20 protein-coding genes are annotated in these 26,922 nt (G+C 44.3%); 16 read left to right on the forward strand and 4 right to left on the reverse strand.

The window, feature by feature from the left end; all coding sequences use genetic code 11:
- Nucleotides 1-124: 124 nt before the first annotated feature.
- The 7 genes from FYJ75_RS03465 (at nt 125) to FYJ75_RS03495 (ending at nt 8,145) form a co-directional block, all read left to right on the forward strand.
- Nucleotides 125-418: a hypothetical protein gene (locus FYJ75_RS03465; protein ID WP_154428901.1), complete on the forward strand. Its 294-nt coding sequence runs from the start codon at nt 125-127 to the stop codon at nt 416-418.
- A 225-nt stretch (nt 419-643) separates the two neighbouring features.
- The gene (gene pflB, locus FYJ75_RS03470) at nt 644-2,896 is read left to right on the forward strand and encodes a formate C-acetyltransferase (protein ID WP_154428903.1); all 2,253 of its coding nucleotides are present in this window, start codon (nt 644-646) and stop codon (nt 2,894-2,896) included.
- A 140-nt stretch (nt 2,897-3,036) separates the two neighbouring features.
- Nucleotides 3,037-3,780 (forward strand): pyruvate formate-lyase-activating protein, encoded by a 744-nt coding sequence (gene pflA, locus FYJ75_RS03475; protein WP_154428905.1) that lies wholly within the window; start codon nt 3,037-3,039, stop codon nt 3,778-3,780.
- A 144-nt stretch (nt 3,781-3,924) separates the two neighbouring features.
- Nucleotides 3,925-4,983, forward strand: coding sequence for a D-alanine--D-alanine ligase family protein (locus tag FYJ75_RS03480; protein WP_154428907.1), 1,059 nt, complete (start codon nt 3,925-3,927; stop codon nt 4,981-4,983).
- A gap of 38 nt (nt 4,984-5,021) precedes the next feature.
- A complete protein-coding gene (locus FYJ75_RS03485) occupies nt 5,022-6,434 on the forward strand; it encodes a UDP-N-acetylmuramoyl-tripeptide--D-alanyl-D-alanine ligase (RefSeq protein WP_154429159.1) in 1,413 nt (470 codons plus the stop codon).
- A gap of 232 nt (nt 6,435-6,666) precedes the next feature.
- Nucleotides 6,667-7,188 carry a peptidylprolyl isomerase gene (locus FYJ75_RS03490; protein WP_154428909.1) on the forward strand — a complete coding sequence of 174 codons (522 nt, stop codon included), beginning with the start codon at nt 6,667-6,669 and terminating at the stop codon, nt 7,186-7,188.
- Between the two features lie 72 nt (nt 7,189-7,260).
- The gene (locus FYJ75_RS03495; RefSeq protein ID WP_195838934.1) at nt 7,261-8,145 is read left to right on the forward strand and encodes a GNAT family N-acetyltransferase; all 885 of its coding nucleotides are present in this window, start codon (nt 7,261-7,263) and stop codon (nt 8,143-8,145) included.
- A gap of 80 nt (nt 8,146-8,225) precedes the next feature.
- Here FYJ75_RS03495 and FYJ75_RS03500 read toward each other — a convergent pair whose 3' ends face one another.
- Complete coding sequence (locus tag FYJ75_RS03500; protein WP_154428913.1) at nt 8,226-9,242, reverse strand: alpha-hydroxy-acid oxidizing protein; 1,017 nt, start codon at nt 9,240-9,242, stop codon at nt 8,226-8,228.
- 165 nt (nt 9,243-9,407) lie between these two features.
- On the opposite strand from FYJ75_RS03500, the gene FYJ75_RS03505 reads away from it, so the two are divergent.
- From FYJ75_RS03505 to FYJ75_RS03535, 7 genes are all read left to right on the forward strand, one after another.
- Nucleotides 9,408-10,787 carry a glycosyltransferase family 2 protein gene (locus tag FYJ75_RS03505; protein ID WP_154428915.1) on the forward strand — a complete coding sequence of 460 codons (1,380 nt, stop codon included), beginning with the start codon at nt 9,408-9,410 and terminating at the stop codon, nt 10,785-10,787.
- A gap of 108 nt (nt 10,788-10,895) precedes the next feature.
- Complete coding sequence (locus FYJ75_RS03510; RefSeq protein ID WP_154428917.1) at nt 10,896-13,253, forward strand: RelA/SpoT family protein; 2,358 nt, start codon at nt 10,896-10,898, stop codon at nt 13,251-13,253.
- 165 nt (nt 13,254-13,418) lie between these two features.
- Nucleotides 13,419-14,048 carry an MBL fold metallo-hydrolase gene (locus FYJ75_RS03515; protein ID WP_154428919.1) on the forward strand — a complete coding sequence of 210 codons (630 nt, stop codon included), beginning with the start codon at nt 13,419-13,421 and terminating at the stop codon, nt 14,046-14,048.
- On the forward strand, nt 14,045-15,622 hold the full coding sequence (gene hemZ / locus FYJ75_RS03520; protein ID WP_154428921.1) for a coproporphyrinogen dehydrogenase HemZ: 1,578 nt from the start codon (nt 14,045-14,047) through the stop codon (nt 15,620-15,622). The genes FYJ75_RS03515 and hemZ overlap by 4 nt, the downstream gene beginning before the upstream one ends.
- A complete protein-coding gene (gene hisS, locus FYJ75_RS03525; protein WP_154428923.1) occupies nt 15,613-16,872 on the forward strand; it encodes a histidine--tRNA ligase in 1,260 nt (419 codons plus the stop codon). Before hemZ ends, hisS begins: the two co-directional genes overlap by 10 nt.
- 9 nt (nt 16,873-16,881) lie before the next feature.
- Entirely contained in the window at nt 16,882-18,684 is a 1,803-nt protein-coding gene (gene aspS, locus FYJ75_RS03530; protein ID WP_154428925.1) for an aspartate--tRNA ligase, read from the forward strand.
- 69 nt (nt 18,685-18,753) lie between these two features.
- On the forward strand, nt 18,754-19,893 hold the full coding sequence (locus FYJ75_RS03535; RefSeq protein ID WP_154428927.1) for a hypothetical protein: 1,140 nt from the start codon (nt 18,754-18,756) through the stop codon (nt 19,891-19,893).
- Nucleotides 19,894-19,914: 21 nt separating this feature from the next.
- Here FYJ75_RS03535 and FYJ75_RS03540 read toward each other — a convergent pair whose 3' ends face one another.
- Genes FYJ75_RS03540 through FYJ75_RS03550 form a run of 3 tightly spaced genes read right to left on the reverse strand, consistent with a single transcriptional unit; the run spans nt 19,915 to nt 24,487 of the window.
- Nucleotides 19,915-21,351: a sensor histidine kinase gene (locus tag FYJ75_RS03540; RefSeq protein WP_154428929.1), complete on the reverse strand. Its 1,437-nt coding sequence runs from the start codon at nt 21,349-21,351 to the stop codon at nt 19,915-19,917.
- A gap of 14 nt (nt 21,352-21,365) precedes the next feature.
- Nucleotides 21,366-22,067 carry a response regulator transcription factor gene (locus FYJ75_RS03545; RefSeq protein WP_154428931.1) on the reverse strand — a complete coding sequence of 234 codons (702 nt, stop codon included), beginning with the start codon at nt 22,065-22,067 and terminating at the stop codon, nt 21,366-21,368.
- Between the two features lie 20 nt (nt 22,068-22,087).
- On the reverse strand, nt 22,088-24,487 hold the full coding sequence (locus FYJ75_RS03550) for an endonuclease MutS2 (protein ID WP_154428933.1): 2,400 nt from the start codon (nt 24,485-24,487) through the stop codon (nt 22,088-22,090).
- 161 nt (nt 24,488-24,648) lie between these two features.
- Here FYJ75_RS03550 and FYJ75_RS03555 point away from each other — a divergent pair, with 161 nt between their 5' ends.
- The gene (locus FYJ75_RS03555) at nt 24,649-25,914 is read left to right on the forward strand and encodes a S1C family serine protease (protein ID WP_154428936.1); all 1,266 of its coding nucleotides are present in this window, start codon (nt 24,649-24,651) and stop codon (nt 25,912-25,914) included.
- A gap of 53 nt (nt 25,915-25,967) precedes the next feature.
- Nucleotides 25,968-26,915 carry a 3'-5' exoribonuclease YhaM family protein gene (locus FYJ75_RS03560; RefSeq protein WP_154429161.1) on the forward strand — a complete coding sequence of 316 codons (948 nt, stop codon included), beginning with the start codon at nt 25,968-25,970 and terminating at the stop codon, nt 26,913-26,915.
- Nucleotides 26,916-26,922 lie beyond the last annotated feature (7 nt).

Below are 26,922 nucleotides of genomic sequence, written 5' to 3' on the forward strand. Positions count from 1 at the left end.
TGTTCTGTAGTGTGTCAGTCTTATAGGTAAATAATATCAGAAGGAATATAAATTAGAAAAGCGGAAGTTAGCCAAAGTGTTTCATGACGCATTGGTGCCTTTCGCAGAAAGGCGGATTATAATTATGGAAAACAAAAGAAAAAGAACAGACGGAATGGAGCAGGAGTCCAGACAGGGGGAAGAGGAACTTCTGGCTGCGTTTTGTAAAGAACTTACGCTTAATCCGGAGAGGATGGCTGTTTTGTTTCAAATGGTATTCGCAATGACCGATCAGCGATGGGAGGAATTACGGGATCTGACTTTTTTATACGGAAGCTGCCTGAAGGCGGACAATGTTTTTGGAAGGCAGTTATTTACCCGGCTGGTCATGTTTTTAAGAGAGAAAGAAGCACAGGCAAAGAGTTACCATTATAATTAGAAAAGAGAAAAGTCCCATACAGACTGCCGGATTATAAAATGGCAGAACTGGAATAAAGTTCATGGATATTTCCGTGGACTTTTTTTAGTAGTTGTATTAGAATAAAAACGTTCCCGTGTATTTAATTCGGAACATGAAAATATATTGACAAAAAAATAACAGTCAGTATATACTAACTACAGTTACCAATAACTAATTTTGCACAAATTTTAGGAGGGTGTCAAAATGATAGAAATGAAAGAGTGGGATGGATTTGAAGGAAGACTCTGGAAAGAAGAGATCAACGTTCGTCAGTTCATCCAGGACAACTACACTCCATATGATGGAGACGAGAGCTTTTTAGCAGGTCCTACAGAAGCAACAGATAAACTCTGGGGAGCACTTCAGAAGCTGCAGAAAGAGGAGCGTGCAAAGGGCGGAATCCTTGATATGGAAACAGAGGTCGTAACCGGAATCAATGCATATGGCCCAGGCTATGTGGATGAGTCTTTAAAAGACCTTGAGCAGGTAGTTGGACTTCAGACAGACAAGCCATTAAAGAGAGCATTCATGCCTTATGGTGGAATCAAAATGGCTGTTCAGGCATGCGAGACCTATGGTTATGAAGTTAGTCCAAAATTAAAAGAAATCTTCACAAAATATCACAAAACACATAATACAGCTGTATTTGATGCATATACACCAGAGATGCTGAAAGTTCGTCACGCAAAGATCTTAACAGGTCTTCCGGATACATACGGAAGAGGACGTATCGTAGGCGATTACCGTCGTGTTGCTTTATATGGTATTGATCACCTGATCGAAGAGAAGAAAAAAGATAAAGCAAACTGCGGATGCGGACAGATGACAGATGATGTAATCCGTTTAAGAGAAGAAATCGCTGAGCAGATCAAATGCTTAGAGGGCATGAAGAAACTTGCTGAGAGCTACGGATATGACATTTCCAGACCGGCAACAAACGCAAAAGAAGCAATCCAGTGGTTATACTTTGGATATCTTGCAGCAATCAAGACACAGAACGGTGCTGCAATGTCAGTTGGACGTGTTTCTACATTCCTTGATATCTACTTCCAGAGAGATATCGAGAAAGGAATTCTTACCGAGAAAGAAGCTCAGGAGTTAGTTGACCACTTCACAATGAAGCTTCGTATGGTAAAATTCGCACGTATCCCTTCCTACAACCAGTTATTCTCAGGTGACCCGGTATGGGCAACACTCGACGTTGCTGGTACAGGTGTTGACGGACGTTCCATGGTTACTAAGACAGACTTCCGTTTCTTACACACATTAGAGAACATGGGACCTGCTCCGGAACCAAACCTTACTGTTTTATATTCATCAAGACTGCCACAGGCATTCAAGGATTATGCAGCAAGAATCTCAATTGATACAAGTTCAATCCAGTATGAGAATGATGATGCAATGAAACCGGTATGGGGCGATGATTACGCAATCTGCTGCTGTGTATCTGCTACACAGACAGGTAAAGAGATGCAGTTCTTCGGAGCTCGTGCAAACCTTGCAAAATGCTTACTTTACGCAATTAACGGTGGTGTTGATGAGAAGTCTGGCGAGCAGGTTGGACCAAACTACACACCAATTACTTCTGAGTACTTAGATTATGATGAAGTAATGGAGAAATATGACAAGATGATGGACTGGTTAGTTGACATCTATGTAAATACACTGAACCTGATCCAGTACATGCATGACAAATATTACTATGAAGCAGCAGAGCTTGCTCTGATGGATACTGACTTAAAGAGAACATTTGCAACCGGAATCGCAGGATTCTCACATGTTATCGATTCTCTTTCTGCTATCAAATACGCAAAAGTAAAAGTAATCCGTGACGAGAACGGAATCGCAAAAGATTTCGAGATCGAAGGAGACTTCCCGAAATACGGTAATGATGATGACCGTGCAGATGAGATCGGTGTATGGCTTCTTAAGACATTCATGGATAAGTTAAAGAAACATCATACTTATCGTGATTCTGAGCCTACAACATCTATCCTTACGATTACATCAAACGTTGTATACGGTAAAGCTACCGGTGCAATGCCAGATGGACGTAAAGCAGGAGAGCCACTTTCACCAGGAGCTAACCCATCTTACGGTGCAGAGCAGAATGGTCTTTTAGCTTCTTTAAACTCTCTTACAAAGATCCCATATGAGTGGGCATTAGATGGTATTTCCAATACCCAGACAATCAACCCGGGAGCTCTTGGAAATAACGAGGATGAGAGAATTGAGAACCTTGTAAACGTTATGGATGGATACTTTGACCAGGGAGCACATCACCTGAATGTCAACGTATTCGGTAAAGAAAAACTGATCGATGCTATGGAGCATCCGGAGAAAGAGGAGTATGCAAACTTCACAATCCGTGTATCTGGATATGCTGTTAAGTTTATCGACCTTACAAAAGAGCAGCAGCTCGATGTAATTTCACGTACCTGCCACGAAAGAATGTAGCAGGACGTATCCCAATCTGTGAATTGGGAATACTAGGATCAGCCATTCCTTCGTATGTCAGAGCGGAAACCGTCGTGTTTTTGCTCTGACATACAGTGGGTGGCTGTTCTTTTATTATGTCATCAGTAACAGGAGAAACTATGGAAGAAATATTAGGAAGAATTCATTCGGTGGAAAGCTTTGGCTCTGCGGATGGACCAGGTGTAAGATATATCGTTTTTTTGAAAGGCTGCAACATGCGCTGCAAATACTGTCATAACCCGGATACCTGGGCAAAAACGGATGACGGACAGCTTATGAGTGCATCCGAGGTGTTAAAGAAAGCGCTTCGCTATAAAAATTACTGGAAATCAAAAGGCGGGATCACTGTAAGCGGTGGAGAGGCGCTGCTTCAGATCGATTTTGTAACAGAGCTGTTCCGTCTTGCAAAAGAAGCCGGGGTCAATACCTGTCTGGATACCTCAGGCAATCCATTTACCAGAGAAGAACCGTTCTTTGGAAAATTCAATGAACTGATGAAGTATACGGATCTTTATATGCTCGATATCAAGCATATTGATCCGGAGGGACATAAGAAGCTGACAGGTCAGCCAAATGATAATATTCTGGATATGGCGCATTATCTGTCCGAAAATGGCAAGGCAATGTGGATCCGTCATGTGCTTGTTCTGGGCGTTACCGACGATGAAGACCAGCTCACCAGATTGAAGGCTTTTATCGATACACTTTCCACTGTGGAACGTGTGGAGATTCTTCCGTATCATACACTTGGCGTTTTTAAGTGGAAGGAGCTTGGAATCCCATATCAGCTTGAACATGTTGAGCCGCCAACGAAAGAGGATGTGGAACGGGCAGAGAAGATCCTTGGTATTAAGAAAAATTAATATCTGTTATGCAATGACATGTTCAAAAAGTGCTGAAAAGTATTCAAAAAGTGCCGGATCATTTTATAATTCTTGTTTCTGTAAGCGGAATCGTTTAGTATAATAGGGATGTTATATAATAAATGAGAAGAAAGAGGCGTTACTATGAATATTGTAGTATTAGCAGGTGGATTAAGTACAGAACGAGATGTTTCCTTTGTAACCGGAAACATGGTATCAAAAGCATTGAGAGAGAATGGACATCAGGTGATCCTGCTTGATGTTTTTATGGGATATAGTGATAAAGAAGAGGACCTTACTGGCATCTTTGACCGCAGTGAGGAAGTCAGTGTAAAGGTAACTTCCATTCCGGAGACCGCACCGGATCTTGCAAAAGTAAAGGCATCCAGAAAAGATCAGTCCAATTGTTTCTTTGGTCCGAATGTCATCCGTCTTTGCCAGATGGCAGACATCGTTTTCATGGCACTCCACGGAGAAAATGGTGAGAATGGTAAGATTCAGGCAGCTTTCGATCTGTTTGGAATCCGTTATACAGGAAGCGATTATTTAAGCAGTGCGATTGCAATGAATAAAGGAATTGCAAAACAGTTCTTCCTTGCCAACAACATTCCGACACCAGGAGGAATCACGATGACAAAGGAGAACCGTGAGGACGATATCAAAAAGCTTCCGCTCACACTTCCATGCATTGTAAAACCATGTTGTGGAGGTTCCAGCATTGGTGTTACGATCGTGCGCAGTGAAGAGGAATTCAAAAAGGCATTAGATGATGCGTTTTTCTGGGAAAATGAACTGGTGATCGAAGAGTTTGTACAGGGACGCGAGTTCTCTGTCGGCGTCATTGAAGGAAAAGCCCTTCCGATCATCGAGATTGCACCAATCCAGGGCTTCTACGATTACAAGAATAAATATAAAGCAGGAAGTGCAGTAGAGACCTGCCCGGCAGAACTTCCTGAGGAAGTTACGAAACAGATGCAGAAATATGCAGAAGAAGTTGCAAAATGCGTAGGACTTGACACATATTCCAGAACGGATTTCCTGTTAAATGACAAAAACGAGATTTTCTGTCTGGAAGCCAACACACTTCCGGGAATGACACCAACCAGTCTTCTGCCACAGGAGGCAGCTGTTGTCGGTGTGAACTTTAATCAGTTGTGTGAACACCTGATTGCAATATCTTTAAAGAAATATGAGGATGCATAATGTTTGGATGTTATCATAGAAGCAAAATGGAAAATCAGATGCCGGAAATGACACTCCGCAATATTACAGAGGCATGCTCCGGAACCTATGTCGGTTCGCTGGAGAGCATGTCCGATACGGTTGCGGGTGTGGTGATCGACAGCCGTCAGGTAAAACAGGATTATCTTTTTATCCCGATCAAAGGGGAAAAGGTGGATGGACATAAGTTTATTCCGGACGTTTTTGAAAAGGGCGCGATCGCAGTTCTTTCTGAACATGCCTTAAAAGACCCGGCAGGACCGTACATATTAGTGGATTCCACAACGGAAGCCATGAAAAAGATCGCCCGTTTTTACCGCGAACGTCTACAGATCAAAGTTGTCGGAATTACAGGAAGTGTTGGAAAAACAAGCACAAAAGAGATGATTTCTTCCGTTCTTTCACAGAAATACAGCGTGCTGAAAACAGCGGGCAATTTTAACAATGAGATCGGACTTCCGCTCACAATCTTTAATATCCGTGCAGAACATGAAGTTGCAGTACTTGAGATGGGAATTTCAGATTTTGGTGAGATGCACCGGCTGGCAGAGATGGCTAACCCGGATATCTGCGTGATCACGAATATCGGGCTTTGTCATCTGGAGAATCTTCACACCAGAGACGGAATCTTAAAGGCGAAAACAGAAAGCTTTGATCATCTGAGACCAAACGGCATTGCAATTTTAAACGGGGATGATGACAAGCTTTGCACACAGAAGATGGTAAACGGCCAGCCGGCTGTTTTCTATGGAATTGGACAGGAGGCCGCATTTGATGAGGCTGGTCAGAAGATGGCAGAGAAATCCATCTATGCAACAGACATCGAGAACCTTGGTTTTGAAGGAATGAAAGCAGTGATCCATACTCCGGCAGGAGAATTTCAGGCACAGATTCCGATTGCTGGTGAACACAATGTATACAATGCGCTCGCAGCAACGGCAGTCGGACTTCAGATGGGACTGACATTAGAAGAGATCCAGGCTGGAATTGTGGCAGTTGAGACGATTTCCGGAAGAACAAACTTCCTTGAAGTTCATGGAATGACCGTCATTGATGACTGCTACAATGCAAACCCGGTTTCCATGGCAGCTTCCATTGACGTATTGTCACATGCTGCTGGCAGAAATATCGCAGTACTCGGTGATATGGGAGAACTTGGCGCAGATGAGAAAGCACTTCATTACGGTGTTGGAAAAGTCGTTGGAGAGAAGAAGATTCAGACACTTTTTGCTGCAGGAACACTTGCAAAAGAGTATGCAGATGCAGCCAAAACAGTCAATCCGGATTGCGATGTGCATTATTTTGAAGACCGTGAGAGCATGACAGAAGAGCTTCTTTCTTATGTGAAAGAAGGCGATACCATTCTTGTGAAGGCTTCACATTTCATGGAATTTCCGAAAGTAGTCGAGGCATTAAAGAGTTTTAACAAATAGATAGTTAGTGAGAAATTAGCTCTTTCGATTTGAGATAATCCCGTTTTCTTACGTAAATATTGTATATATAAAAGGTTTCTCCTACTATAGTATTATAAGAAGCCGGAGCACCATGACCGATGGTCGTACTCATTTTAGCATGAACAATTAACTTGAATTAATTGCTGTTAGAATTTATAATAATGACAGCAGTGCAGATGCCTGCCAGATTATGTAAAGAGAGGAAAACAATATGGCACAGAATCCAGTTGTAACATTTGAAATGGAAAACGGCGATATTATGAAAGCGGAACTTTATCCGGAAATCGCCCCAAATACAGTAAATAACTTTATCAGTCTGATCAATCACGGATTTTACGATGGACTTATTTTCCATCGTTGTATCAAAGGTTTTATGATCCAGGGCGGAGATCCGGAAGGAACCGGAATGGGTGGCCCGGGATACGGAATCAAAGGTGAATTTGCACAGAATGGTGTGAAAAATGATTTAAAACATACAGCAGGCGTTCTTTCCATGGCACGTTCCATGATGCCAAACTCTGCAGGAAGCCAGTTCTTTATCATGCATAAAGATGCTCCACATCTGGATGGCGCATATGCTGCATTTGGTAAGATCATCGAAGGTCAGGAGAATGTAGATAAGATTGCTGAGACAGCAACAGATTACAGCGATCGTCCATTAGAAGATCAGGTAATGAAAAAGGTTACTGTTGAGACTTTTGGTGTAGAGTATCCGGAACCGGAAACAATGTAATAAATAAGAATACGGCAGCTGCATTTTATGCAGCTGTCATTTATTTTTACTTTACAGGATCAGGGGCACAGTATGAGAACAGGAAAGCTGGAACGTATTTTTTACTGGAAAGAGGAGACCGCAGGGGAAGAACATCTGCGGACATTAGAAAAGGCATACAACAAAATATTTTATGAACTGCCGGAAGCTGGAACAAAAGAAGCACAGACCCTGGAAGACATTTTGGAGAATGCGTTAAAAGATGTCGATCCGATGGACTGTCTGCTTATCACTTCCAGAGATGCACGTATCCATCTGGCAGAAAAATGGAACCTTGCCACGGCAGCATATCCGAATCCGGCAATTCCAGGGCAAAGCCTGTTTGAGGCAGATGTGCTGATCGAAAGTTTTGAGGATGTTGATCTGGAATATCTCGAGCGAATCCGGAGAAGACATCATGGTATTCCGTGGGTGATCGCACAGACAAAGCGGTGTATTTTGCGTGAAATCTGTATGGAAGATATGCAGGCGTTGTTTGATCTGTATGCGGAGCCTGGGATGACGGATTATATCGAGCCGCTCTATCCGTGGGAGCAGGAACTGGAATATGAAAAGTCATATATCGAGCATATGTACCGGCTATATGAATATGGTATGTGGGTTGTGATCGAGAAAGATACCGGTAAGCTGATTGGGCGCGCAGGACTGGAGCACCGCGAGTATCCAGAAGAACCACATATGGAGCTGGAGATGGGATATGCGATCGGGACAGCGTACCAGCGTAAGGGATATGCAACGGAAGTTTGCCAGGCAATCATAGCCTATGCGCAGGCAAATCTGGAATATCCAAGGATCAACTGCCTGATCGAAAAGGAAAATAAAGCATCCATACGTTTCATCGAATCGCTTGGCTTTATATTTGTGGGAGAATCGAAAGTTGCAGGAACTACGATGCTTCGCTATGTGAAAGAAATATAGATATTTGAAATTTTCATAAAAATGAGATCAGGGTGTCAAAAGCTGCCTTTTGACACCCTGATCTCATTTGGGCAATATAACTAGATTCTTACGCAGTCACGTGTGATCTCGGAAAGTGAGGAAACACCACACATTGCCATCGTATCAGCAAGCTCTCCACCAATCTTCTGGATGTAGGATTCCACGCCTTCCCTTCCACCGCCGTATACGGCAGTAACAAACGGACGTGCGATGATCGCTGCATCAGCACCGAGGGCGAGTGCTTTAAACACATCTGTGCCGGAACGGATTCCACCGTCAACGAGGATTTTTATGGAGCCATCCACAGCAAGGGCGATCTCTTCTAAAACCTCAGCCGTTGCAGGACACTGATCCAGAACACGTCCACCATGGTTGGATACAACGATTGCGGAAGCGCCGGCTTCTTTGGCTTTTAAGGCTCCTTTTACGGTCATGATACCTTTTACGATGAAAGGAACACCTGCGGCTTCGGCGATTGCATGAAGCTCCTCAACGGATTTGCTTCCGGCAGGTGGAGTAAGATTCTTTAAAAACGGAAGACCAGCGGCGTCAATATCCATGGCAACAGCGAATGCTCCTGCGTCTTTTACAAGAGCCATCTTCTCACGGATTGTTTCGATATTCCATGGTTTTACGGTTGGAATTCCGAATCCACCGGCTTTTTTGATCGCTTTGGTGGCGGCAACCATGACATTGCTGTCGGTGCCATCTCCGGTGAAAGCGGCAATTCCGAATTCTGCGCAGGAGGACACCAGAATATCGTTGTAAGTGATATCGTTTAAGGAGTCTCCATAATGAAGATTGACAGCTCCGACCGGACCGGCAAAGAACGGATATTTAAAATCCTTGCCAAATAAAGATAAGGAAGTGTCGATCGGGCGGTTTTCAACGAGCGTATCCATCTGTACCCGGATTTCTTTCCATTTATCATAATTTCGGATCGCAGTATCGCCGATTCCTTTTGCACCTGGACCAGGCATCTGGTTTTTGCAGGCTTTTCCATTGCACTCCGGGCAGGCTTTGCAATAGCTGCCGACTTTTCCCCTTGCCTGTTCAATACATTCTGAATAGTTCATTTCCCATTCCTTCTTTCGTTTTTTGCTAGTTTTAGTATATCATGAATTTGCGTGCGAATGGACTATTTTTGAGAATTTTCCTCATAAATACAAAAACTACCCATTCAAAACGGAATTTGTTATAATATAGGCAATGATTAGAACAAGACATAAGAGGTAACTGGAATGGAAAAAGTCGGAGTTGTAATCTGTAACTACAATAAAGAGAATGATGTACTGATCAGTATCCAGTCGGTACTCGAATCTACATATCAGGATTTGCATATTTATGTTGTGGATAATGCATCCACCGATGCGTCGGTTGCAAAGATCCGTGGGAAATATGCGAAAGAAGCCAGACTGACGCTGATCTGCAATGATGAGAATCTTGGTGGAAGCGGTGGTTTCAACACCGGATTAAGGGAAGCGTTTAAACATGAGCACGAATATCTGATGTGTGTGGATAACGATGCGTTTTTAGATGAAAAGTGCATTGAAAAGCTGTCAGATTTCCTGGAGACGCATCCAGAGACCGGAATTGCTGCAGCGAAGATCTATCACACGCAGGAGCCGGATTATATCCAGCAGTATGGTTCCTTCCTGAATTGGAAAGACTATTGTGTGGATTCTACTTATCTGAACCGGTTTGAGGATGGCACGCTTCCGGAAGTTGTATATTCGGATGCAGTTCCTGCCTGTGCACTGATGATACGAAGAAGTGTTGTGGAAAAAATCGGATTCATGCCGGAGGAGAACTTCCTTTACTGGGATGATACCGAATGGTGTTACCGGTGCACGCTTGCCGGTTATAAGATCGCATCGGTTGGTGCAGCCGCCGCGTGTCATGCAATGGGTGCCAAAAAGGAAGACGTGAATACTTTCCCGACATATTATGCATGGAGAAACTGGATATGGTTTTTCTTAAAATATATTCCGGATGAACAGCTTGAAGATATGGCACAGGTATTTTTAAATTCGATCTTTATGATCCAGTATGAGGGAATATACCGCAATGAGGAAAACCGTGCCAAAACCGTAATGGCAGCACTGGATGATGCTCTTCACGGCAACCTTGGAAAAGCCGGGGAAGAGCGTATTTTTGAGATTGAACACACCTATGATCCGCTGCCTGTGATCCTGACAGGAAAAAAGAGTCTGTGTATTGTTTTTGGAGAGTATCCGAGAACGGCAGAGGATCTCGCATGGAAAGTGAGCCGGTGCTATCCGGAGTGTCAGATATATCTGACAAAGGCAGAGGGAGAAGAGGTTTTACGCTGTGAAAGAGACGGAAGTTTTAGCGCAGCAGATGAAGAAGCGCTGGCTGGGTGTGACGCACAGATTATATTCTGTGAGGACATTTTCAGGCAGAAGGATCTGAGCATTTCTTCCTATTATATGGATGTGGATGAGAACATTCTTGCAACGGAAGAAGATGCTTTTATGGTGGCAAATTATGATTATTGCAGGAATGTATTCCTTTTTTCGCAGAAGCCATTGTTCCTTCGGCTGGCCCGTGAGATCCGCAGCAGATTCCAAAAAGAATCAGGCATCTGTGAACAGGAATAAAAAAGACGGATTCTATCCGCATAATTTGACAAAATATTGCTTTTTACATAGAAATAAAATATAATATGGAATACAATACGCAGGATTTTAGTGAAGAAGGTGAGACGCATGGCAGACATTTCGACTGAAGAACTTGAGAAAATGGAGAGCGAGTTCCATTCGAATACGGATGGAATCAGACCTATTAAAGAATTTGTAAGTCCTGAAGCATTATATGAGGAACTGATTGCAAGCATTCGGAAGTATCATCCGTCTGCGGATATTACACTTGTTGAGAAGGCATATAAAGTTGCATACGAAGCACACAAGGGACAAGTGCGCAAATCAGGAGAGGCATATATTATCCATCCGCTGTGCGTCGCCATTATTCTTGCAGAACTGGAGCTTGATAAGGAGACTATTGCAGCAGGGCTTCTGCATGATGTACTGGAAGATACGATCATGACCGAACAGCAGATCGTAGACGAATTCAGCGAGGAAGTACTGCTTCTGGTGGATGGCGTTACCAAGTTACAGCATCTGCATCTGACAGATAACGGCAAGAAAGACGGAGACGACAAGGCTACCAGGGACAAGAATGCAGAGCGTCTAGAGATGCAGGCAGAGAACTTAAGAAAGATGTTCCTTGCCATGGCAAAGGATATTCGTGTTATCCTGATCAAGCTGGCGGACCGCCTGCACAATATGCGTACCTTGAAATACCAGTCACGTGAGGCACAGATCCGTATCGCAAGGGAAACACAGGAGATTTACTGTCCGATCGCCCAGCGTCTTGGTATCAGCAAGATCAAGATCGAACTGGAAGACCTTTCCCTTAAATATCTGGACCCGGATGCATATTATGATCTGGTCGAGAAAGTTGTTTTACGCAAAAATGTCCGTGATCAGTATGTTCAGAGCCTTGTGAATGACGTGAAAGCGGATATTGCAGAGGCGGGCATCAAAGCTGATGTATCGGGACGTGCAAAGCACTTTTTCAGTATTTACAAGAAAATGGTAAACCAGCACAAGACGATAGACCAGATTTATGATCTGTTTGCAATCCGTATCCTTGTGGATTCCATTAAAGACTGTTATGCAGCTCTTGGTATCATGCATGAGAAGTACAAGCCGATTCCCGGACGTTTCAAGGATTACATTGCCATGCCGAAACCGAACATGTATCAGTCTTTGCATACAACGCTGATCGGACCGAGTGGACAGCCGTTTGAGATCCAGATCCGTACTTATGAGATGCACCGTACTGCGGAATATGGTATCGCCGCACACTGGAAATACAAAGAGGCGAATAATGGTGTTGCAACCAATACCACAGTTACAGAGGAAGAGAAGTTAAGCTGGCTCAGACAGATTCTTGAGTGGCAGCAGGATATGTCCGACAATAAGGAATTTATGAGCCTGTTAAAGAGCGATCTGGATCTGTTTTCGGACACGGTATTCTGTTTTACACCATCCGGAGATGTAAAAAACCTGCCGAATGGTTCCACACCGATCGACTTTGCATACAGCATTCATTCGGCGGTCGGTAATAAGATGGTCGGAGCAAAAGTAAACGGAAAGCTTGTTCCAATCGATTATCTGATCCAGAATGGAGACCGGATTGAGATCATCACGTCACAGAACTCCAAAGGACCAAGCAGAGACTGGTTAAAGATCGTAAAGAGCACGCAGGCAAAGAATAAGATCAACCAGTGGTTCCGAAGTGAGTTGAAGGAAGAGAATATCCTTCACGGAAAAGAACTGATGCAAGCGTATGCCAAGGCAAAATCCATCAATTTTTCTGATATTAACCGACCGGAGTATCAGGAAAAGATTATAAGAAAATACGGTTTTCATGACTGGAATTCCTGTCTGGCTACCGTTGGACATGGTGGTCTCAAAGAGGGACAGATCGTCAACCGTATGTATGAGGAATATAAGAAGGATCATGTAATCCCTCTGACGGATGCAGATGTTCTGGAGACAATCGGAGAGCAGAAGCCACAGGAGACACCTAAGAAATCCAAGAGTGGAATCGTGGTAAAGGGACTATACGATGTTGCAGTTCATTTTTCCAAATGCTGCAGTCCTGTCCCGGGAGATGAGATCGTTGGATTTGTGACGAGAGGAAGAGGTGTTTCCATTCACAGAACCGATTGTATTAATGTGATCAACCTTTCTGAAATGGAACGCGCGAGACTGATCGAAGCAGAATGGCAGGCAGGCGCTGAGGCAGAATCGCTGGGTGAGTATCTGGCGGAGATCAAGATATTCTGTCATGACAGACCTGGACTTCTGGTTGACATTACCCGTATTTTTACGGAGCGTGAGATCAACATTATCGGAATCCATTCCAAGACAAGCAAGCAGGGAATCGCTACGATCGAGGTTTCCTTTCACACGAAGGGCAGAGCTGAGATCAGCAGTATTGTTGAGAAGCTTCGTCAGGTGGACAGCGTGATCGACATCGAGAGAACGACCGGCTGATCATATGGGACGGAAGCCCATATGTATTTGCGGTATAAAAAGAAAAGAGACAGGGTGGAATCTGTGACCGGATTTCATCCTGTTTTTGTGTTACGGGGCAAAATCTGTTTTTCAAAAGTCCGGATATATGGTATAATAGATAAATTCAAAAAAGAGGTGGGAACAATGGGTAAAATGAAAGTAGATCACTATGTAGTCGGACCGGTACAGACGAACTGCTATTTCGCAGTGAATACAGAGACAAATGAGATTCTGATTATTGATCCGGGAGCAGATGCAAAAGAACTTGCAAACCGTATCCGCTTTGACGGATATACACCGGTGGCGATTCTTCTGACACATGGACATTTTGATCATGCAACAGGAGCACAGGCACTGGCGGATGAATTTGGAATCCAGATTTACGCGCATGAGGCGGAAAAACAGACACTCGAAGATGAGAAAATCAATCTCTGCGGCATGGTAGGAGAACATCATGTATACCATGCGGATGTGTATTTAAAAGATGAGCAGGAACTGGATCTTGCGGGATTTCATATCCGTGTATTGTTCACACCTGGCCATACACCGGGTGGATGCTGCTATTATTTCCCATACGAGGATGCTGTGTTTGCCGGAGATACGTTATTCTGTGGTTCTGTAGGACGCACAGACTTCCCGGGGGGAAGTATGTCACAACTGATCCGGGGCATCAAGGACAAACTCATGACATTGCCGGATAACACAACTGTGTACACCGGACACAATGATATTACTACGATCGAACAAGAGAGGATGTACAACCCATATCTATGATAAATGTGAACCTGAATAAACCGGAATTTGAATATGATATCCATTCGCTGATCAAGGCATTTTTCCCGAAGGATGATGTGGAGATTTATTATACGGGAGATGTGGAAGGACAGAATGTGGCATGTACGAACCATTCCAGAGCCGGAAGAGGTCATACAGGCGGTGAGACAGCCGATTTGAATGTCACAGATGTTTTTGACATTACCTATGAGGACGATAAGATTTTCCTGAGCTGGAAGGAAAAGGACAAGTCTTCCGAAAGCGGTGAAGCTGCTGCGGGCGGTCTGAAAATGTCAAGCGAATTTGCCGTGGATTACAGTGACAGACGTGCAACCAAAAATGCACTGAAACAGCATCTGTATGAATTCCTTGCAAAAGGACGGAAGGAAGAACTTCCGTGGGGTACACTTACGGGAATCCGCCCGACAAAGATCCCGATGAAGCTTCTGACTGAGGGGAAAACAGATGCAGAGATCTTTCGGCATATGAAGGATACTTATTATGCGACAGATGAGAAAATCAATCTGAGCATTGAGATCGCAAAGCGTGAGCTGGCGCTTTTAAATAAGATCGATTATGAAAACGGATACAGTCTGTATATCGGAATCCCGTTTTGTCCGAGTACCTGTCTGTATTGTTCATTTACTTCTTATCCGCTTGCGTCCTGGAGTGCGAAGGTAGATGCTTATCTGGATGCGCTGGAAAAGGAAATCGATTTTACCGCGCAGAAGTTTTATCATAAAAAGCTGAATTCCATCTATATTGGTGGTGGAACGCCGACGACATTAAATCCGGCGCAGTTAGACCGGTTAATCCGTAAGATCCGGTGCAGCTTTGATCTCACGCACTGCCTGGAGTTTACAGTTGAGGCAGGGCGACCGGATTCTATTACACGGGAGAAGCTTCAGGTGCTCCGCAACAATGGAATCAGCAGAATTTCCATTAATCCGCAGACTATGAAACAGGAGACGCTCGATCTGATCGGAAGGCGTCATACGGTAGAACAGATCAAAGAAAGCTTCCATATGGCAAGAGAGCTTGGTTTTGACAATATCAACATGGATCTTATCATGGGACTTCCACAGGAGAGTCTGCAGGATGTAAAGAATACAATGGAAGAATTAAAGGCGCTTGACCCGGACAATATTACCATTCATTCGCTTGCAATCAAGCGCGCGGCAAGACTGAACATTTTCAAGGATCATTATAAAGACATGCAGATGATCAACACGAAAGAGCACATGGACCTGTGCGCATCGTATTGCAGGAGCATGGGACTCGAACCGTATTATCTCTATCGCCAGAAAGGCATGGCAGGAAATATGGAGAACGTGGGATATGCCAAAGCCGGTAAAGCAGGCGTATATAATATCTTGATTATGGAAGAAAAACAGACTATAATGGCACTTGGTGCCGGCGCGACAACGAAATTTGTTCTTCCGGAGAAGAATCCGGATGGAAGCCAGCGCATCGAACGTGTGGAAAATGTCAAGGATGTAAAGAATTATCTGGAACGTATTGACGAAATGATAGAAAGAAAAATCAGAAAGATGGAGGAAGTGGGATGGCATTAAGCAAGAAACCGGTTAACGGTATGAAAGATATTTTACCAGCAGAAATGGAGATCCGCGATTATGTGACAAGCGTGATCAAGGATACTTACAGAAGTTTTGGGTTTACACCGATAGAGACTCCTTGCATGGAGAATATTGCTAACCTGAGCAGCAAACAGGGGGGAGAGAATGAGAAGCTGATCTTCAAAGTATTAAAAAGAGGAGAGAAGCTGAATCTTGAGACAGCAAAGGAAGAGGCAGACGTTGTTGACTTTGGTATGAGATATGACCTTACGGTGCCACTTTCCCGTTTCTATTCGAATAATGCAAACAATCTTCCTACACCTTTTAAAGCACTTCAGATCGGAAGTGTCTGGAGAGCAGACCGTCCACAGAGAGGCCGTTATCGTCAGTTCACACAGTGCGATATCGACATTCTGGGTGAGCCGAGCAATCTGGCAGAGATCGAGTTGATCACTGCGACAACAACAACCATCGGAAGACTTGGATTTAAAAATTTTGAGATCCGTATCAATGAGCGCCGTATCTTAAAGGCAATGGCTGCTTACAGTGGATTTACCGAGGATCAGTATGACAGTGTATTTATCACACTGGATAAAATGGATAAGATCGGTGTGGATGGTGTTGCAGAGGAACTTGAGAAAGACGGATATGCAAAGGAATCCATCGATAAATATCTTGGACTTTTCAAACTTTTAGAGGATAAAAAGGATGTTGCAGAAGGTGTTGCATTCTTAGCAGATACACTTGGCGAGTATCTGGACCCGGAAGTTGTAAATAATATGAAAGAGATCGCAGCAGCTGTAAATGCAACAAAAGCTGCGGAGTTTACACTGGTATTTGATCCAACACTTGTCCGTGGAATGAGCTACTATACAGGCACGATTTTTGAGATCGCAATGCCGGAACTCGGTGCTGCATGCGGTGGCGGCGGGCGTTATGACAAGATGATCGGTAAATTTACCGGAAACGATGTGCCGGCCTGTGGATTTTCCATCGGATTTGAGCGTATCATTCTTCTTCTTATGGAGAATGGATTCAAGATCCCGGAAAGCCCGAAGAAAGTCGCATACCTTGTAGAAAAAGGATATCCTGCTGACAAGCTTGTGGAGGTTATGAAACAGGCGAAAGAAGCAAGAGAAAATGGACAGCAGGTGCTTGTTGTCCGCATGAATAAAAATAAAAAGTTCCAGAAGGAACAGTTAAATAAAGAGGGATATGAAGAATTTGTAGAATTCTTCAACCGTTAGGAGGAAATCATGGCAGAGTCAATGAGAGGTTTACACAGAAGCCACAGATGTACAGAGGTATCCAATTCCAATATTGGTGAGAAAGTTACCGTTATGGGATGGGTACAGAAAAGAAGAAATTTAGGAAGTCTGATCTTTGTAGATTTAAGAGATAGGAGTGGAATTCTTCAGCTTGTATTTGATGAGGACAGCATTGGCAAAGAAGGATTTGAAAAAGCCGGAACATTAAGAAGCGAGTATGTAATCGCAGTAGAGGGAACCGTTCAGAAACGTTCTGCAGCAGTGAATGAGAACTTAAAGACCGGTGATATCGAAGTAATTGCAACAAGCCTTCGTATTTTATCAGAAGCACAGACACCACCATTCCAGATCGAAGAGAACAGCCAGACCAAAGACGAGATTCGTCTGAAATATCGTTATCTGGATCTGAGAAGACCAGATATCCAGCGGAATCTGATGTTAAGAAGCAAGGTATTATACCTGATGAGAGATTTCATGGCAAAAGAGGGATTCTTAGAGATCGAGACTCCAATTCTTTGCAGATCTACACCGGAAGGAGCAAGAGATTACCTTGTACCAAGCCGTGTGCATCCAGGCAACTTTTATGCACTGCCACAGTCACCACAGCTTTTCAAACAGCTTCTGATGGCATCCGGATATGACCGTTATTTCCAGATCGCACGCTGCTTCCGTGACGAGGATCTTCGTGCAGACCGTCAGCCGGAGTTTACACAGGCAGATATGGAGTTATCTTTCGTAGACATGGAAGACGTATTAGATGTCAATGAAAGACTGTTAAAATACGTATTTAAAGAGGCAATCAACGTAGACATCCAGCTTCCGCTTCCAAGAATGCCTTGGCAGGAAGCAATGGATCGCTTTGGTTCAGATAAGCCGGATACACGTTTTGGAATGGAATTACAAGACGTATCCGATGTTGTAAAGGGCTGTGGCTTCTCTGTATTCACAAGTGCACTGGAAGCAGGCGGTTCTGTCCGTGGTATCAACGTAGAGGGACAGGGGGCTATGCCTCGTAAGAAGATCGATAAATTAGTTGAGTTCGCAAAAGGATACGGAGCAAAAGGCCTTGCATACCTTTGTGTCAACGAAGACGGAACTTACAAATCCTCTTTCGCCAAATTCATGACGGAAGAAGAGTTAAATGCCCTTGTTTCTGCGATGAATGGTAAACCGGGAGATCTGCTTCTTTTCGCAGCTGACAAGAATAAGATCGTATGGAATGTACTTGGTGCACTCCGTCTGAAAATGGGTGAAGAGTTAGGTCTTATGGATCCGGATCAGTACAACTTCTTATGGGTAACAGAATTCCCATTATTAGAGTGGTCTGATGAAGAGAACCGTTATATGGCAATGCATCATCCATTTACCATGCCAATGGAAGAAGACTGGAAAAACGTAGATACGGATCCAGGCTCTGTTCGTGCGATCGCTTATGATATCGTGTTAAATGGTACCGAACTTGGTGGTGGCTCTGTTCGTATCCATCAGGATGATATCCAGGAGAAGATGTTTGAAGTACTTGGAATCAGCAAAGAACGTGCACAGGAGAAATTTGGTTACCTGTTGGATGCATTCTCTTACGGTGTTCCACCACACGCAGGACTTGCATATGGTGTAGACCGTATGGTTATGCATATGGTACACGCAGATACGATCCGTGACGTTATCGCATTTCCGAAAGTAAAGGATGCATCTGATCTTATGACAGCAACTCCGAACGTTGTAGACGAGGAGCAGTTGGAAGAACTTGGTATTGCGGTTATTCCACAGAAGGAAGAGGACGCAGAATAATATAGAATTCAGAGGGCAGTTTCATATGGGACTGCCCTTTATTCCTTTATAGGAAAGGGGGCGAAAGGCATGAGAAAATGGAAGAGAAGGAAAAAAGAGCCGGAAACAATTGGCGGGATGCTGAGAAGGAAAAGACGCAGAAATTATGTTCTGCTTGCATCTGCCAATATTGTGATCATCGGACTTTTGGTGTGGCAGCTCTGGAGCTTTAAAGAGCGGATGGATCAGCTGGATAACCAGCTGACATATCTGATGGATACCAACAGTACGATCCAGGGCGATGTGAGTGGAATGCAGTCCAATATCCAGGCAAAACTGGATGAGGAGGCGAGTCTGCTTTCAAATTATTCCATCGAGACAACGGCGGTAGATTTTAATGCGGGAACATACGATGTTGAGATCCATGTGACACCGAAGGAATACACGGATGAGACACAGGTCGTTGTGTATTTTGGAACTACAGAGTATCATCTGCAAAAGGGCAGTAAGGATTTTGAAGGAAGCGCAACGTTAAGTTTCCTGAATTCTTATGACGGAAATGTAACGTTCCTTTTTATCAATGGTGAAAAGAAATCCACGGAAGTGCTGAAAAACTATGTTGGTTATCCACATGCTTTCGAGGATGTCCTCTACGGCAATCTTGGTGAATTTCCGGAATACAAAGACGGTAAATTAAAGGTTGGTGGCGAGACGCAATTTACTTTGCAGGGGAATGATACCTTCCAGTTTGAAAGCTGTGATATCGTGGTAAAAGCCGGAACGGATGATATTTACAGGGGGAATCTGTTAAATGGGGAAGTACTGCTGAAACCTGCGGATGACACCACGGATGATCATGCAGACCAGGATAATAACAATGGTGATAATTCTCCGGAGAATAATGCGGCAGATTCTGCGGAGCAGGTGATTGAGTCGGCAACGGAAAATGCAGGAGCAGAAGAAAGCGGGCCGATATCCAATACGGATGGAACCTACACGATTACAGATGTGCTTCAGGTGGCACAGGACACGAAGGTACAGATCCGTCTGGAGGCGAAGACAACGGATGGATTCACCTTTGATTATGTAATCTTTGAAGGAAAAACAGCGCAGGCAGATCCACAGAAACCGGATACAGCGGTGGATGGCTGGCAGGAGTCGGAAGATTATCTTCCATACACTTACACGGTGACAGATCCAAATGGCGCGGTACGCACGTTTGGAACCTAAAAAAGAATCTGGCTGAGATCATCAGTCAGATTCTTTTTTTGATACCGGTAATGTGAAAATGAATTCGGTACCGACGCCTTCGGTACTGATACAATTGATATGTTCGTTGTGAGCCTGAATGATCTCTTTGACGATGGAAAGACCAAGTCCGGTGCCTTTTTTGTCTTTTCCGCGTGAGAGATCGGTCTTGTAGAAGCGCTCCCAGATCTTTTTTACGCTGTCCGCAGGAATGCCAATGCCGTAATCCTTGACGGAAACGAATACCTTTTCGTTTTTCAGACTGGTTTCGATACGGATGGAAGAATCGTTGTGGCTGAATTTAATGGCATTGTCAATCAGGTTGTAAAGAACCTGCTGAATCTTCGACATATCGCCGGTAACAAGCAGCTTCTGACCAGTCAGGATGACTTCAAAAGTAATTCCTTTTTTGCTGCAGGTTCCTTCAAAGGTCTGTAACGTCATGCGGATCATCTGGTTGAGATCGAAATCACTGATATCGAGCATCATACCATGGCGTCCGAACTGATTCAGATCCAGAAGGCTTTTCGTCAGTTTATTCAGACGCTCCGTTTCAAAAAGGATGATATTCAGGTATTTTTCCTGCATTTCGAATGGAATCGTGCCATCGATCATGGCTTCCACATACCCCTTGATCGAAGTAAGCGGAGACCGGAAATCATGGGAGACATTCGAGACGAACTTGCGCTGATCCTCTTCAAGCGTATTCAGCTCATGGGACATATAGTTTAAGGTGTTGGCAAGATAGCCCATCTCATCGTTGCGGTGCACATCGATCGTTGCAGAAAAATCTCCCTTGGCATAAGATCTGGCAGCCTTCGTAATCCTGCGCAGCGGTACATAAAATGTGTAGCCGAAGAGCAAAAGCAGAACCAGTCCACACAGATAAATGATCCCCATCGTGTAGAAGGAAATGTTTGTGTAGCCGTTGGCATTTTTCAGAATATCCGATAACGGTTTATGTAACAGAACATATCCGCGTACTTTGTAATTGATCGTAATCGGGGAAAAAACACTGAGCATCTCCTCGTCATAAGAATGATAAAAGGTTCCGATGCGGTAATATTTATTCCCGAAATCAGAAATATTAAAGTTTTTGATCGTGACATAATTCTGATCCAGTGCCTTCTGGCTCACACTGCTGTCGCTCGAATTCAGAAGCAGGTTTCCCTGCTGGTCGATGATCCAGATATCCGCGGAAAGATAGCTCGCGAGCGATTGCAGCCTGAGCTGCAGATCGTCGAGGGATATGGAATTCTCATAGTAGGTCGATGCATAGTCGGAGGCAATCAGTGTCGATTCCCGGTAAAGAGAACGGGCTTCCTCAGCTTCCATATGGCTGGACATATTTTTCTGCGTAAAGGTACTCAGAATGCAGAAAGCAATGATTCCGAATACAAGATAGCCGCAGAGCAGTTTGGTAAAAAGTGTGCGTTTCATAACATCCCCTGTGTTTAGTTCTTCACTTCGAATTTATAACCGATGCCCCAGACGGTGGAAAGGCGCCATACATCATGATCTTTGATCTTTTCACGGAGTCGTTTCACATGGACATCAACGGTTCGGGTGTCTCCGATGTATTCATAGCCCCAGATGTGATCCAGAAGCTGTTCACGTGTAAATACCTGGTTTGGAGAAGAAGCAAGAAAATACAAAAGCTCCAGCTCCTTTGGAGGCATATCAATCGGGTTTCCATTATAGATTACGGAATAGTTGGAAAGATTCACGATCAGATCCGGATATTCCACGCATTTGATCTCGATGGAAGGTTCTTCCTGTTTGACCGGCTGATAACGTCGTAAAACGGCCTTTACGCGCGCTACAAGCTCTTTGGAATCGAATGGTTTCATGATGTAGTCATCTGCACCAAGTTCAAGTCCAAGCACCTTGTCAAAGATTTCACCCTTTGCGGAGAGCATGATAATCGGGACGTTGGCTTTGGCGCGGATTTCGCGGCAGACCTGGTAACCGTCAATGCCCGGCAGCATCAGATCCAAAAGGATCAGATTGGGATGATAGCGCTCAAATTCTGCAAGTGCCTCCTCGCCGTCATTGACGATTTTTGTGTCAAAGCATTCTTTGGTGAGATAAAGAGAGACAAGCTCTGCAATATTGTTGTCGTCATCTACAATGAGTATTTTCTGTTTAGCGACCATATAAATTCTCCCTGTTATAATTATTCAAATTCTGCAATGGTTACACCGGCATCTCCCTCACCGAATTCACCAAGGTGGAAGGATTTGACGTATTTCAGACGTTTTAAGTGATTCTGTACCGCTGCGCGGAGTGCACCGGTTCCTTTTCCGTGTATGATCCGCACAGAAGGAATATGGGCGATGTAGGCATCATCCAGGTATTTGTCCAGACGCGCAATCGCTTCATCGGTTGTAAGACCGATCAGATTGATCTCGGTGGAAATAGAAGAGGCTTTGCTCATCTTGATCTTTCCGGAGCCGTTTCCGCCGGTTTTTCCAAGTCCGTATTTTTTGGCAATCGGAGAAGACGCATCATCATTGATCAGTACCAGATCGTTGATATTTACCAGAGAACGGAGAATACCCATCTGGACATACAGATCGCCTTTTGCATTTGGAAGCGTGTGTACAGTACCTTTTAAATTCATGCTGAGTACTTTTACCGTATCTCCAATGCGGAGCTTCTTCGGTACATTGTGGTTTGTAGTCTCTTTCTTTTTGACGTTGGATAATTTCTTCTCTTTTTCCGTCATTTTATTACGGACATTGGTACGTTCCTTCTCCATCTGGCTCATTGGAGCAGTACCTTTTCCATATTTATTGAAATTGCGGATGGTTTCATCAGCAAGATCTTTTGCTTCTTTGAGGATCTGTAAAGCTTCCTCATTGGCCTCACGCAGGATTTTGTCCTTGCTTGCTTCCAGACGCTCCTGTTTGCTTTCTAATTGTTTTTTCAAAGTCTCGATCTCGGCTTTGTAGCGGTTGATCTCAAGCCGTTCCTTTTCGATCGTTACGCGGCTGGCCTCAAGGTTGGCAAGAAGATCTTCGAAATCCGCATCTTTCTGACCGATACGGTCTTTGGCATCCTCAATGATATTGTCGGCAAGACCGAGTTTGGAGGAGATTGCAAAAGCATTACTTTTTCCAGGAATACCAATCAGGAGGCGGTAGGTCGGGCTCAAAGTCTCGACATTAAACTCACAGCAGGCATTTTCCACGCCTTCCGAGGTCAGTGCATACACCTTCAGTTCACTGTAATGTGTGGTCGCCATGACAACGGAGCCATACTGGCCGAGTTTGTGCAGGATGGAGATTGCAAGAGCAGCTCCTTCCGTTGGATCAGTTCCGGCACAGAGCTCATCAAAAAGGACAAGACTTCTGTCGTCTGCATGCTCCAGAATGCGGATGATATTGACCATATGGGAAGAGAAGGTACTTAAGCTCTGCTCAATGCTCTGCTCGTCTCCGATATCGGCAAATACCTCATCAAAAATTGCAAGTTCAGAACGGTCACCGGCCGGGATATGAAGACCGGATTGTCCCATCAGTGTCAGAAGACCGACCGTTTTTAAGGAAACGGTCTTACCACCGGTATTCGGACCGGTAACGATCAGCTGCTTGTACTCCCCGCCAAGACGGACATCGATCGGCACGACTTTTTTGGCATCTAAAAGCGGATGGCGTCCTTTGCGGATATTGATGTATCCGTTTGTATTAAAAACAGGCGCAACACCGTTGTAGGTTTTGGCAAGGGCTGCCTTGGCAAAGATAAAGTCCAGTTCAGCAAGCACACGGTAGTCATTTTCCAGTGCAGCGGCATGTTCGGCAACCAGATTGCTCAAAGTTGCAAGGATTGCATTGATCTCATCCTGTTCTTTGATGAAAAGTTCGCGGAGCTCGTTATTCAGGTTGACAACTGCCATTGGTTCGATGAAAAGTGTGGAACCACTGGAAGACTGGTCATGTACCATACCTGGAACCTGTGTTTTGGCTTCTGCTTTGATCGGCAGGCAGTAACGTCCGTCACGCATGGTAACGACAGCATCCTGAAGATAGGTTCTGGTTGTGCTGTTATTCATGATGGAAGTCAGCTGTGCGTGGATACGGTCATTCATTCCACGGATGGATTTGCGGATCTTAAAGAGCGCCGGGCTTGCATCATCGGCAATCTCATCTTCGGATAAAATACAACGGCTGATCTCATCGTGTAACGGAGAAAGCGGTTCAAGCTCTGTAAAAAGCGGAGTCAGGGAATCAGTTTTCTCATCTGCGCGGTCTGAACGGTCGTAAGCCTTGGCACGCTTGGCAACCTCAAGAAGAGAGCGGATGCGAAGAAGCTCAGATGCGTTTAAAGAGCCACCGATATCCAGACGTTTTAAGGAAGCATGGATATTATGGATTCCTGCAAAAGTAATGGAACTGCTCTTATACAGGCGGTTTAACGCATCCTCAGTGGTTGTCTGCAGTGTACGGATCTCATCCGGGTCTGTCAGCGGTTCAAGATGCAGACAGCGTTCTTTGGTCTCCTCACAGGAAGCAAATGTGGCAAGCTGCTCTAATATTTTATAATATTCTAATGTTTTTAGTACTTTATGATTCATAATGTGTATTTCCTTATTCTAATATGCTGCCTCTATTATATCGCATTCCCCTGTTTTCTGAAAGGTAAAAATAGTTGCGCGTAAGGATAAATGCGAATATAATGAGTAATAGCGTGGGTTTTGCTACCACTTATTTTCGAAATACAGGCAGGATACGGTAAATGGAAGATCAGAAACAGCAGAAAAATGAATTTATCCGGGAACAGATCAAGAATAAGCCGGTGAACCGGAAAAAGGCAGCAGCAAAGGTTGGTATATGTGCCATTTGTGGTGTCGTTTTTGCCCTTGCAGCAGCTGTCACGTTTGTTCTTGCTGAGCCTGCGATCCGGAAAATCCTCTGCCCTCAGGAAGAAGAGAATCCGGATTCTGTAAACACATATATCGCAGATACGGAAAGTGTAACAGAGTCAGAACAAAGTGATCCTGATGTGACCAGTCAGGCACAGGAAAGCCTTTCGATTGCAGATTATCAGATCTTGCAGAATCAGCTGTATGCAATCGGCAGTCAGGGGAATTATTCCATTGTGACCGTGACAAGCGTCGTGAGCAATACCGACTGGTTCCACAATTCCTATGAGAGCGAGGGACAGGGCTCCGGGGTGATCATTCAGGAAAATGCATCGGAAGTGCTGATTTTGACGGAACAGAAAGTCATCACAGATCCGTCCCGAATAACAGTTACATTTATTGATGACACCACTGCCGGTGCAGTCATGAAAAAATACGATGGCAATACTGGAATTGCAGTTTTGAGTGTGGCAAAATCGGACATCAGTGACAGTACGTTAGATACGATCTCAATTGCTGAGTTTGGCAATTCGAACGGGGTGACAAAGGGAAGTATTGTCATTGCTCTGGGAAGCCCGCTTGGAACCAATTATTCCATTCTGACCGGAAATGTTACTTCGACGGACAATGAAATATCGACCATTGATCATAATTATTCCATTTTTACAACAGACATTGTGGCAAGCAAAAGCAGCAGCGGAATTCTGATCAATGTAAGTGGTCAGATTGTCGGTATGGTCATGCAGGATTACAGCAATTCTTCCGAGGAAAATACGCTGATCGCAGTATCGTCAACCGAATTGAAAAGCATGATCGATATGCTTGCGGAGGGAAAAGATATTCCATATCTTGGAATGACGGTTACAACCGTTACGGAGAAAATTGAAAAAGAATATGACATTCCTGAGGGCGTATATATCAAAGAAGCCATGATGGATTCTCCGGCAATGGCAGCGGGGCTTCAGAGCGGGGATGTGATTACGAAGATCAATGGAGAGAAAGTTGCCAGCGACACAGCTTATAGTTCCCAGGTTATGAAACTGACACCGGGCGACACCATTCCAGTAGTTGTCCAGAGGCAGAGTGCAGACGGATATTCCGAAATTACCTGTAAAGTGGAAGTCGGCGTACTTGAATAAAGGAATGATTTACAGGTGGAATCCCTGTAATGGGTGAAGAAAGTGAGGAAATTATGAAATATATTGAAACACTCCGAGAAGGAGAACGTGTATCGGAAATCTATCTGGTGAAGTCCAAACAGGCAGCACTGACCAAAGCAGGAAAGCCATATGACAATGTGATCCTGCAGGATAAGACCGGAACACTCGATGCCAAGATCTGGGATCCGGGTTCTGTCGGAATCGCTGAGTTTGAAGCAATGGATTACGTTGCAGTCACCGGTGATATCACAAGCTTCCAGGGGAATCTGCAGATGTCAATCAAACGGGCAAGAAAAGCGGATGAGGGAGAATATGAGCCAAAGGATTATCTCCCGGTCAGCAGCAAAGACATTGATGCTATGTATGAGACCTTGAAAAAATACATCGCATCTGTGAAAAATACATATCTGAATCAGCTGTTAAACGCATTTTTTGCAGATCCGGAATTTGAGAAACGTTTTAAATTCCATTCTGCCGCAAAAAGTGTACACCACGGATTCGTCGGCGGACTTTTAGAGCATACATTAAGCGTTACCAGAAACTGCGATTATTTTGCAAAATGTTATCCGATCTTAAACAGAGATCTTATCGTAACAGCAGCAATTTTTCACGATATCGGTAAACTGGAGGAGCTTTCTACATTCCCGGAGAATGATTACACGGATGAGGGACAGCTGCTTGGACACATTATGATCGGTGCAGAACAGGTCGGATTAAAAATCCGTGAAATCGAAGGATTTCCGGTAATTCTTGCAAACGAATTAAAACACTGTATCCTTGCACATCATGGAGAACTGGAATACGGTTCGCCAAAGAAACCGGCGCTGGCTGAAGCAGTTGCACTGAGTTTTGCAGACAATATTGATGCCAAAATGGAGACGATCACGGAAATGTTCTCAAATGTACCAGAGAATAATCTGGAGTGGCAGGGCTACAACCGCTTCATGGAGAGCAACTTCCGAAGAACAAGTCATGAATGAGAAAATG

It is taken from the genome of Roseburia porci (assembly GCF_009695765.1).
In the GTDB taxonomy this organism is placed as follows: domain Bacteria; phylum Bacillota; class Clostridia; order Lachnospirales; family Lachnospiraceae; genus Roseburia; species Roseburia porci.